The organism is Streptomyces sp. NPDC059853, from assembly GCF_042731495.1.
Classification (GTDB): domain Bacteria; phylum Actinomycetota; class Actinomycetes; order Streptomycetales; family Streptomycetaceae; genus Streptomyces.
This window is the reverse complement of sequence record NZ_JBHWJL010000184.1, coordinates 1-10,214: the sequence shown is the minus strand read 5'-3', so window position 1 is coordinate 10,214 and position 10,214 is coordinate 1. Positions and strand designations below refer to the sequence as shown.

11 protein-coding genes are annotated in these 10,214 nt (G+C 71.9%); 4 read left to right on the top strand and 7 right to left on the bottom strand.

The features are described from left to right. A partial coding sequence (locus ACFV5N_RS18695; protein WP_385600850.1) for an exonuclease domain-containing protein occupies window positions 1-525 on the bottom strand: 525 nt, incomplete at its 3' end. A gap of 91 nt (window positions 526-616) precedes the next feature. Here ACFV5N_RS18695 and moaA point away from each other — a divergent pair. After that, window positions 617-1,606 carry a GTP 3',8-cyclase MoaA gene (gene moaA, locus ACFV5N_RS18690; protein ID WP_385600847.1) on the top strand — a complete coding sequence of 330 codons (990 nt, stop codon included), beginning with the start codon at window positions 617-619 and terminating at the stop codon, window positions 1,604-1,606. A 22-nt stretch (window positions 1,607-1,628) separates the two neighbouring features. Here moaA and ACFV5N_RS18685 read toward each other — a convergent pair whose 3' ends face one another. The 6 genes from ACFV5N_RS18685 to ACFV5N_RS18660 all read right to left on the bottom strand — a co-directional run bounded on the left by ACFV5N_RS18685 (window position 1,629) and on the right by ACFV5N_RS18660 (window position 7,887). After that, window positions 1,629-1,880 (bottom strand): hypothetical protein, encoded by a 252-nt coding sequence (locus ACFV5N_RS18685; RefSeq protein ID WP_385600846.1) that lies wholly within the window; start codon window positions 1,878-1,880, stop codon window positions 1,629-1,631. Window positions 1,881-2,062: 182 nt separating this feature from the next. Then, window positions 2,063-2,428: a DUF3099 domain-containing protein gene (locus ACFV5N_RS18680; protein WP_385600844.1), complete on the bottom strand. Its 366-nt coding sequence runs from the start codon at window positions 2,426-2,428 to the stop codon at window positions 2,063-2,065. Window positions 2,429-2,469: 41 nt separating this feature from the next. Further along, the gene (gene tyrS, locus ACFV5N_RS18675) at window positions 2,470-3,891 is read right to left on the bottom strand and encodes a tyrosine--tRNA ligase (RefSeq protein WP_385600841.1); all 1,422 of its coding nucleotides are present in this window, start codon (window positions 3,889-3,891) and stop codon (window positions 2,470-2,472) included. 58 nt (window positions 3,892-3,949) lie between these two features. Further along, window positions 3,950-5,350 carry a metallopeptidase TldD-related protein gene (locus tag ACFV5N_RS18670; RefSeq protein ID WP_385600838.1) on the bottom strand — a complete coding sequence of 467 codons (1,401 nt, stop codon included), beginning with the start codon at window positions 5,348-5,350 and terminating at the stop codon, window positions 3,950-3,952. Between the two features lie 93 nt (window positions 5,351-5,443). After that, window positions 5,444-6,973 (bottom strand): TldD/PmbA family protein, encoded by a 1,530-nt coding sequence (locus tag ACFV5N_RS18665; RefSeq protein WP_385600835.1) that lies wholly within the window; start codon window positions 6,971-6,973, stop codon window positions 5,444-5,446. Between the two features lie 134 nt (window positions 6,974-7,107). Further along, complete coding sequence (locus ACFV5N_RS18660) at window positions 7,108-7,887, bottom strand: RDD family protein (protein WP_385600834.1); 780 nt, start codon at window positions 7,885-7,887, stop codon at window positions 7,108-7,110. Window positions 7,888-8,127: 240 nt separating this feature from the next. Here ACFV5N_RS18660 and ACFV5N_RS18655 point away from each other — a divergent pair, with 240 nt between their 5' ends. From ACFV5N_RS18655 to fabI, 3 genes are all read left to right on the top strand, one after another. Continuing rightward, the gene (locus ACFV5N_RS18655) at window positions 8,128-8,619 is read left to right on the top strand and encodes an ATP-binding protein (protein WP_385600831.1); all 492 of its coding nucleotides are present in this window, start codon (window positions 8,128-8,130) and stop codon (window positions 8,617-8,619) included. Window positions 8,620-8,727: 108 nt separating this feature from the next. Then, on the top strand, window positions 8,728-9,447 hold the full coding sequence (gene fabG, locus ACFV5N_RS18650) for a 3-oxoacyl-[acyl-carrier-protein] reductase (RefSeq protein ID WP_385600828.1): 720 nt from the start codon (window positions 8,728-8,730) through the stop codon (window positions 9,445-9,447). A 3-nt stretch (window positions 9,448-9,450) separates the two neighbouring features. After that, a partial coding sequence (gene fabI, locus ACFV5N_RS18645; protein WP_385600826.1) for an enoyl-ACP reductase FabI occupies window positions 9,451-10,214 on the top strand: 764 nt, incomplete at its 3' end.

Sequence of the window (10,214 nt, the reverse complement as noted above, 5' to 3'; positions counted from 1 at the left end):
GTCCAGCGCGTGGTGCGCCCGCCGCTGCTCCACCCCGAAGTGGGCGGCCAGCGTCTCCAGCCGGTGATTCGCCAGCGGCAGTTGCAGCGCCTTCGACAACTGGATGGTGCACAGCCGCTGCTCCACCGGCGCCACCCGGTCCGCGCGGGCGTACTCCCGGGCGATCATCTTCCAGTCGAAGACGGCGTTGTGCGCGACCAGCACCCGCCCCTCAAGACGCCGCGCGAACTCCTCCGCGATCTCCCCGAACAGCGGCGCGTCCGCCAGCATGGCGCTGGTCAGTCCGTGGATCCAGGTCGGACCCGGGTCACGCTCCGGGTTGACCGGCGTGTACCAGTGGTCCTCAACCTCCCCCCTGGCGGTCAGTCGGTAGACCGCCGCCGATACGATCCGGTCGTCCGGTGCGAGCCCGGTGGTCTCCACATCCACCACCGCGTACCCGCCGGGGTAACCGGAGGGCCAGGGCACGCCCGCCGACTGCTGTGCGGGAACCTCGACTGTGGTTGCCTGGTGGTCTTCGAGCATGGTCCCTGAGGATACGGGCCGCCTCCGACAGCGCCCCCACCACCGCCGTGAGTTGACGGCATCGTCAGCGGCGTGCCGTACGCTGCGAAGCATGTTGTCGGACACCTACGGCCGCGTCGCCACCGATCTGCGGGTCTCGCTGACCGACCGCTGCAATCTGCGCTGCACCTACTGCATGCCCGAGGAGGGCCTGCGCTGGCTCCCCAGACCCGAACTGCTGACCGATGACGAGATCGTCCGTCTCGTCACCGTGGCCGTGGGCGAACTCGGCGTCACCGAGGTCAGGTTCACCGGCGGAGAGCCGCTGCTGCGCCCCGGCCTGGTGTCCATCGTGGAGCGCTGCGCCGCCCTCGCCCCGCGCCCCCGGCTCTCCCTCACCAGCAACGGCATCGGCCTGGAACGGGTCGCCCCGGCCCTGCGCGCGGCGGGTCTGGACCGGGTCAATGTCTCGCTCGACACCCTCGACCCGCAGACCTTCCGCACCCTCACCCGCCGCGACCGGCACGCCGACGTGCTGCGCGGACTCGCCGCCGCCCGGGCCGCGGGACTCGACCCGGTCAAGGTCAACGCCGTCCTCATGCCCGGCGTCAACGACACCGAGGCACCCGATCTGCTGGAGTGGGCGATCCGGCACGGCTACGAACTGCGGTTCATCGAGCAGATGCCCCTGGACCCGCAGCACGGCTGGCAGCGCGACACCATGATCACCGCCGAGGACATCCTGCGCTCCCTCGCCACCCGCTTCGCCCTCACCCCGGAGAGCGCCGAAGCCCGCGGCGCGGCCCCCGCCGAGCGCTGGACGGTGGACGGCGGCCCGCACCGGGTCGGCGTGATCGCCTCCGTCACCCGGCCGTTCTGCCGCACCTGCGACCGCACCCGGCTGACCGCGGACGGCCAGGTGCGTACCTGTCTGTTCGCCCGCGAGGAATCCGATCTGCGCGGCGCGCTGCGCGCCGGGGCCGACGACGCGGAACTGGCCGCGCGCTGGCGCACCGCCATGCACGGCAAGAAGGCCGGATCCGGGCTGGACGACCCGTCCTTCCTCCAGCCGCAGCGCCCCATGTCCGCCATCGGCGGCTGACCGGCCCCGGCGAGCCGGGACGTCAGGCCCCGGCGCCGGGCTCGGCCGCCCGCCACTCGGCGAGCGGCACCACGTCCTTCAAGAACCCCCGCACGCCCAGGAACTGGCCCAGATGCTCCCGGTGCTCCTCGCAGGCCAGCCAGGTCTTGCGGCGCTCGGGGGTGTGCAGCTTCGGGTTGTTCCAGGCGAGCACCCACACAGCGGGCTCACGGCAGCCTTTGGCGGAACAGATCAGCGGCTCATCGGCCAGAGGTTCGTCGGACACGGAAACCATCCAACACCCTCACCCCGGACATGGCGACGCCGGGCAGCCACGGGGGGAGCCGCCCGGCGTCGGTCCGTCGCTCCGACGGGGGATACGGAGCGCTCTTGAAGTATGACATGTGATGCGCGCCGGTGTGCAGCCGAAGGGCTCATATTCCGTTGAGCTTTTCTTGAGCTTCGCAACCGAATACATCAACCCGATGGACTGCTCTGCCCGTTCGAGGACCTATCCAGGTGGGAAGCGGGCGGCAGCGCGGTCCGGGAAGCACTGGTGATGAAGGTGGACGGCAGCGCGGGGGAGTTCTCCCGGCCCGCATTCGCGATCACCACGGCGATGTAAGGCATCACCGTTCCGAGAACCAGAGTTGCGATGGCAATCGGGCGGCTGGTGTCCCACAACACGAATGTGAGGAGTACCGCAGCCGTACGCACCAACATGGAAATGACATAACGTCGCTGCCGTCCCCGGACGTCCTCCGCGAGCCCGCGCCGGGCGCCGGTGATCCGGTACACGGACCCCTCACCGGCCCCGGCCGCGCTCCGCCGCCACCGCGCCATGCCGCACGCTCCTCACCTCGGGAGCCGGCCGCCGCCCTCGGTCAGCGGCGCACCAGCAGTGCGAGCTTACGCCCGGCCTTCAGGTACACCCCGGCCGGCCGCTCCCCGCCCTCCTGCGCCACAGCCGCCTCGTCGGCCACCTCGGCCAGGCCCCGGGTCACCGCCGCCTCGCCCAGCACCTCGCTGTGCTGCCCGCCGCCCGGGTACTCCACCACGATGCGCAGCGCGTTCTGCTTGGCCAGCCGCCGGGCAGCCGAGGAGGACGCGGTGAACTCCAGCACCCGGGTCAGCACCGCGTCGATGCGCTCCCCGCCGTGCTCGGCCAGATCCACCTCCGGCAGCGTCCCGACCTCGGTGAAGCTCTTCTTCGAGAACTGCGCCGTGAACCCGGCCCGCGCCGCCATCGCCGCCTCGACCCCGTACAGCGCGGCCACCATCTCCCCGGCCAGCACCTTCTTCAGGTCCATCGGGTGCAGCGAACCGTCCGCCACCCGGGCCAGCGCCCCGGCGATCTCCGGATCGGTCCACTCCGTCCAGGCCCGCAGGTACGGCTCCATCAGCCGGTCCGGCACCGACATGATCTTGCCGAACACCTCGTCCGCCGGCGCCGAAAGACCCACGTAGTTGCCCTTGGACTTCGACATCTTCGCGCCGGTGCCGTCGGTGCCCTCCACCAGCGGCATCGTCACCACCAGCTGCGGCTTCTGCCCGTAGATCTCCATCACACGGCGGCCCATCTGCATGTTCAGCAGCTGGTCCACACCGCCCAGCTCGATGTCGGCGTCGATCTCGGCCGAGTCGATCGCCATCGCCACCGGGTAGATCAGCTCCGACATGGTCAGCCCGTGGCCGCCCTCGAGGCGGGTGCGGAAGTCCTCCCGCTGGAGCAGCGAGGACGCCGGCACCTGCGACAGCACCCCGATCAGCTTCGGCAGCGTGATGCCCGCCAGCCACTCGCTGTTGTGCCGGAACTCCACCCGCTCGAAGTCGAAGAACGGCTTCACCTGGCCCCGGTACCCGGCCAGGTTCGCCGCGATGTCCTCGTCCGACAGCGGCGGACGCTCCGCCGAACGCCCCGAGGGGTCACCGATCTTCGCCGTGATGTCCCCGATGATCAGCGTCACCGCGTGGCCCATCCGCTGGAAGCGGCTGAGCACGATCACCGGGACCGCGTGCCCCAGATGCACATCGGCCGCCGTCGGGTCGATCCCGAGCTTCACCCGCAGCCCGCGCCCCTCGGCCCGCGCCGCCTCGATGTCCGCCGCCAGCTTGTCCACCGACGGCAGCACCTCGACCGCGCGGGCCGCGATCAGTTCCGCCTGCTCCCGCGCCGGCAGGTCCGTCAGGTCCAGATAACGCCGCGATCCCGTCTCCCGCAGCAGCTGCCGCACGGTGGTGTCGGAGGAGAGGTCCTGCGCGAGCAGCGCGGACGCGCGCTGCACGGAGTCGCCGAGGCGTGTCACGTTCAGTCCTGAAGGTCGACGGTCGGATGGGAATCAGAAGATCGGACGCAGTCTACGGTCACACGCCGGGGCTCACCGAGCTCATATTGAACCCGGGCACCCGCAGCGCGGGCATCGCGGTGCGCGGGAAGTAGTCGCCCCACTCCCGCGACCGGGTCACCTCGGTGCGCCCCGCCTCGCTCGCCCTGGCCAGCACATCGACCGGGGACTCGTTGAAGCGGAAGTTGTTCACCACCCCGCTCACCTCCCCGTTCTCCACCAGGAACACCCCGTCCCTGGTCAGCCCGGTCAGCAGCAGCGTGGCCGGATCGACCTCGCGGATGTACCACAGCGAGGTGATCAGCAGCCCCCGCTCGGTGTCCGCCACCAGCTCCGGGAGCGAACGGGTCCCCCCGGCCTCCAGCAGCAGGTTGTCGGTCAGCGGCGCCACCGGGAGACCGGTCACCTCCGAGGAGTAGCGGGTGGTCGGCAACTGCCGCAGCACCCCGTCCCGCACCCAGTCGGTACGCCCCAGCGGCAGCCCGTTGTCGAACACCGACACCTCGGGCGCCAGACCGCCGCCCGACGCGTGCGCGATCAGGAACGGGGCCGCCTCCGCCCCCGGCGCCGCCGGATCGCTGTACAGATCCACCGGCAGCCGCGACAGCTTCTCGCCCACCCGGGTACCGCCGCCCGCCCGGCTGAACACCGTCCGGCCGTCGTGCGCCTTGCGGGCATCCGCCGTCCAGTACAGGTAGATCAGCAGATCCGCCACCGACGACGGCGGCAGCAGCGTCTCGTACCGCCCGGCCGGCAGGTCGATCCGCCGCCGCGCCCACTGAAGGCGCTGCGCCAGCTCCGCCTCCAGCGCCGCCACGTCCACGTCCGAGAAGTCGGCGGTGGGCACCGTCACATAGGAGGACCGGGTACGGTCCGGGGACTTCGCGTTGATCTCCACATGCCCCGCGCGCTGGTCGTGCCGCAGCCGCAGCCCGCCCGAGGTGCCCAGATAGGTGGAGGTGATGTCGTGCGAGGCGAACCCGAACAGCTCCCGCTCCGCCGCCCGCGAGCGCGCGAAGCTCTCCCCGAGCGCCGGCGCGAACTCCGCGAAGACCTCGGGCGAGGTGACCTCCGGGTCCTCCGTGAATCCGGGCGCCGCCCCGTCCCCGGTCAGCAGCGGCGCGGCGTCCTCGGCCGGCGGCGCCTGCCGCGCCGCCTCCTCCGCGGCCCGCACCAGCGGCTCCAGTTCCTCGTCGGTCACCGCGCTGCGCGAGACCACCCCGGCCGCCGTGCCCTGCGCCCCGTCCACCGTGGCGATCACCGTCAGCGTCCGGCCCCGGGTCACCCCGTTGGTGGTCAGCGTGTTCCCCGCCCAGCGCAGATTGGCGCTGGAGTTCTCCTCGGCGAGCACCACCAGACCGTCGGCCCGCGACAGTTCCAGCGCCCGCTCCACGATCTCGTACGGCTTGCCGGCGCTCATCCTTGCCTCCCGTTCGTGTCCCCGCCCGCGCGGCGGAGATGCGACTGCGTTCCCGACTGCGTTCCCGACTGCGGCCGGCCGGCCGCGCGGATGTCACGCGGCACGGCCGGCCTCCTCGGCGGTGTTGAGAATGTTCACGCCCCGGAACAGCGCCGACGGGCAGCCGTGCGAGACCGCCGCCGCCTGGCCCGGCTGCGCCTTGCCGCACATGAACGTGCCGCCCAGCACATAGGTCTGCGGCCCGCCGACCGCCTCCATCGAGCCCCAGAAGTCGGTGGTTGTCGCCTGGTACGCCACATCCCGCAGCTGACCGGCCAGCCGCCCGTTCTCGATCCTGAAGAACCGCTGCGCCGTGAACTGGAAGTTGTAGCGCTGCATGTCGATCGACCAGGAGTTGCGGCCGACCGCGTAGATCCCGCGCTCCACCCCCGCGATCAGTCCGGCCGTGTCCGGCCCCTGGGGGTCCGGCCGGAGCGAGACGTTCGCCATCCGCTGGATCGGCACATGCGCGGGGGAGTCCGCGAACGCGCAGCCGTTGGACCGCTCGAAGCCCTGGAGCCTCGCCGTGCGCCGGTCCATCTGGTAGCCGACCAGGGTGCCGTCCTTGATCACGTCCCAGGACTGGGTCCGTACGCCCTCGTCGTCGAACCCGGTGGTCGCCAGCCCGTGCTCCACCGTCCGGTCACCGGTGACATGCATCAGCGGCGAGCCGTACTTCAGCGTCCCCAGCCGGTCGACCGTCGCGAACGAGGTCCCGGCGTACGCCGCCTCGTAGCCCAGCGCCCGGTCCAGTTCCGTGGCGTGGCCGATCGACTCGTGGATGGTCAGCCACAGATTGGACGGGTCCACCACCAGGTCGTACCGGCCGGCCCGCACCGACGGGGCGGCCAGCTTCTCCGCCAGCAGCGACGGCAACTGGTCCAGATCGCTGTCCCAGTCGTAGCCGGTGCCGGTCAGATACTCCCAGCCGCGCCCGGCGGGCGGCGCCAGGGTGTTCATGGTGTCGAACCGGCCGGTCGCGGAGTCCACGGCGGTCGCGGTCAGCTCGGGGTTGATCCGCACCCGCTGCTGGGTGGTCACCGTACCGGCGGTGTCCGCGTAGAACTTGTTCTCCTGGACCGCCCACAACCGGGTGTCCACGTAGCTGATCCCGGGCGCCGCCAGCAGCCGCGCGCTCCAGTCGGCGAACAGCGCGGTCTTCTCCGCGTCCGGCACGTCGAAGGGGTTGATCTCGTACGAGGAGATCCAGGTCTGCTCGCCGTAGGAGGGCTCCGGCGCCAGCTCCACCCGGGTGTCCGCGCCGGACGCCGCGCCGATCCGCGCCGACAGCTTGGCCATGGCGACCGCCTGGCCGGCGACCCGGGCCGCCGCGTCCATGGTCAGGTCGACGCCGGCCGCGAACCCCCAGCTGCCGCCGTGCACCACGCGGACCGCGTACCCGGTGTCCGTCACGTCCGAGGAGCCGGCCGGGCGGGCGTTGCGCAGCCGCCAGTCGGCGCTGCGCACCCGCTCGAAACGGAAGTCGGCGTGTTCGGCACCCAGCGCCTTCGCGCGGGCGAGCGCGGCGTCGGCGAGTTGCCGCAACGGCAGCGCGAGGAAACTCTCATCGATGGATGGGGGCACAGTCTCTCCTGTCCATGGCCATCTTCGGTCGTTCCCGGGGCGGTACGCGCCACCGGGAATCACCGATCATGCCCGCTCGGAGCGGAACTGCCCAGGGACGACCGGCCACCGGGCCCGGCCACCGGGCCTCCGGATCACCCGCCGGCCGACGGGCCCGACCGGATCACCACGGTGTCCACCGCCTTGTCGTGCAGCCCCTGCTTGAACGGGGTGTCCCACAGGCACCAGGCGGCGATGAGGAAGCCGGCGCCGGCCACGAAGCCCGCGAGCAGACTGCCGAACAGGTAGAACCACTCCCGGCCCAGCGCCCGGAAGAGGCCGACCGGCCCGCCGTCGCGCAGCCGTACCACCCGCAGCCCGAACAGCCACTTGCCGATGGTGCGTCCGCCGGTCAGCCAGTGCGCCAGCGGGTCGTACAGCAGCAGATAGCCGAGCGCGCACCACAGCGCCCACAGGGCGTTGGCGCCCCGGGCACCGGCGTCGTCCCCGGCCAGGGTGAGCCCGGCCCACAGCACCACGAGGACGAGCGCGATCAGGATCCCGAAGTCCACCAGCCGTGCGTAGAGCCGGCGCGAGGGAGCGGCCAGCAGGGCGAGCGGCGGCCCGTACCCCGGATGCACCGGACCGGGGCGCATCACCGGGCCGGGCGGCGGAGCCATCCGGTACACGGGCTCGGGGTGGGCCGCGCCGTACGGTCCCGGGTACGGGTACGGGTACGGAGGGGGCCCGGGGTACACCGTGGTGTGCGGTCCCGGGTACCCCGTGGCGTGCGGCTGCGGCTGCGGCTGCGGGTACGGCGGTGGCTGCACGCCCGGGTACGGGCCGGGCCCGCCGCCCGGCCACGGGGCGCCCGGGGCCGGGACCGGGGGCGGCGGCTGCGCGGGCGGCGGCGGCAGGGGTGGCTGCTCGGACATGCGCGAACGGTAGTCGATGCCCGCGGCAACGGCGAAACCCCGTCCGGGCGGCGGGAGTTGGCGCCCCACCTGCGTATGTCCCCTGCGGGCGTCATATTCCGCCCGGTTTTCCGGCCCCGGGCCACCTGTCCCCCGCTGCCCCCGCCACCTGCGCGGAAACACCCGGCGGACGCGGAGAGTGACGGTCCGTGTCCGGTACCGGGCTGGCCGGTCAGGACCTCTTTTCGCCACGCTCGGTCCATGGAGCAGGAGCTGATCCCCACCGGGGCCACGACGTCGTTCAGCATGTCGTTCAGCGCGACCCCGCACGCCGTACGGCTGGCCCGCCGGTTCACCGAGCAGCGGCTCGACCGGTGGGGCATCCCGGCCGGCTGCCCGGCGGCCCGCACCGTGGCCCTGCTGGTGGGCGAACTCGCCGCCAACGCGGTGCGGCACGGCTCGGCGCCCGGCCGCGGCTTCACCCTCGCGGTGTCGATGCCCGCCCGCCCGGCCCGGGACGGCGGGGAGGGCACGGAGGGCGGAGCCGTCCCGCTGCGGATCGAGGTGACGGACGCCCGCGCCGACCGGTACCCGGTGCCGCGCCCGGCCGGCGGGGAGGAGCGGGAGAGCGGCCGGGGGCTGCTGCTTGTGGACGCGTTCGCCGCCGCCTGGGGCGTGGCCGCCCACCCGGCCGGCAAGACGGTGTGGTGCGAATGTCTGCTCCACCCTGCGGAAATGGCGCCACGGATGTAGGAACCCCACAGGGCCCCGGTGCTGTGCCTGTCAGCCCCCGATCCCCGTGCGCTGCGCCGGGCGGGCTAGTTTGGTGCCGAGCACATGTCGCAGAGAAGGGGTGATCCCTTGAGTCGCTCGGTACTCGTCACCGGAGGGAACCGCGGAATCGGCCTGGCCATCGCCCGTTCCCTCGTGGACGCGGGTGACAAGGTCGCCATTACCTTCCGCTCGGGCGAACCGCCGCAGGAGCTGGTGGAGCGCGGCGTGCTGGCGGTGCGGTGTGACATCACCGAACCGGAGCAGGTGGAGCAGGCATACAAAGAGATCGAGGAGAAGCACGGCAAGGTCGAGGTGCTGGTGGCCAACGCCGGCATCACCCGTGACCAGCTCCTGCTGCGGATGTCCGAGGAGGACTTCGCCGCGGTGCTGGACACCAACCTCACCGGCACCTTCCGGATGGTCAAGCGCGCCTCCAAGGGCATGCTGCGGGCCCGCGCCGGACGGATCGTGCTGATCTCCTCGGTGGTCGGCCTGATGGGCCAGGCGGGGCAGGCCAACTACGCCGCCTCCAAGGCCGGTCTGGTGGGCTTCGCCCGCTCCCTCGCCCGCGAGCTGGGTTCCCGGGGCATCACCTGCAACGTGGTGGCCCCCGGATTCGTGGACACCGATATGACGCGGGTGCTCAGTGACGAGCAGCGCGCGGGCATCGTCGCGCAGGTGCCGCTCGGCCGGTACGCACAGCCCGCCGAGATCGCCGCCGCGGTCCGTTTCCTGGCCTCCGAGGAGGCCGCGTACATCACCGGAGCCGTCATCCCCGTTGACGGCGGATTGGGCATGGGGCACTGAACCATGAGTGGACTTCTTGTCGGTAAGCGCATCCTGGTCACCGGGGTGCTCACCGAGTCGTCGATCGCCTTCCATGTCGCCAAGCTGGCCCAGGAGGAGGGCGCCGAGGTCGTCCTGACCGGCTTCGGACGCCTCTCCCTGGTGGAGCGGATCGCCAAGCGGCTGCCCAAGCCGGCTCCGGTCATCGAACTGGACGTGCAGAACAAGGACCAGCTGGCCTCGCTCGCCGGCTCGGTGGGGGAGCACCTCGACGGCCTGGACGGCGTGGTGCACTCCATCGGCTTCGCGCCGCAGGACGCGCTGGGCGGCAACTTCCTCCACACCGAGTGGGAGTCGGTGGCCACGGCCGTCGAGGTCTCCGCCTACTCGCTGAAGTCGCTGACCATGGCGCTGCTCCCGCTGCTGGAGCGGCGCGGTGGTTCGGTCGTGGGCATGGACTTCGACGCCCAGGTGGCGTGGCCCAAGTACGACTGGATGGGCGTGTCCAAGGCGGCCCTGGAGGCCACTTCCCGCTACCTGGCCCGTGACCTGGGGCACAAGAACATCCGGGTCAACCTGGTGTCGGCGGGTCCGATCAAGTCGATGGCGGCCAAGTCCATCCCCGGCTTCGAGGAGCTGGCGGACGTGTGGAACACCCGGGCGCCGATCGGCTGGAACCTGGAGGACCCGGAGCCGGCGGCCCGCGGCGTCGTGGCGCTGCTGTCGGACTGGTTCCCGAAGACCACCGGTGAGATCGTGCACGTCGACGGCGGCGTGCACATGATGGG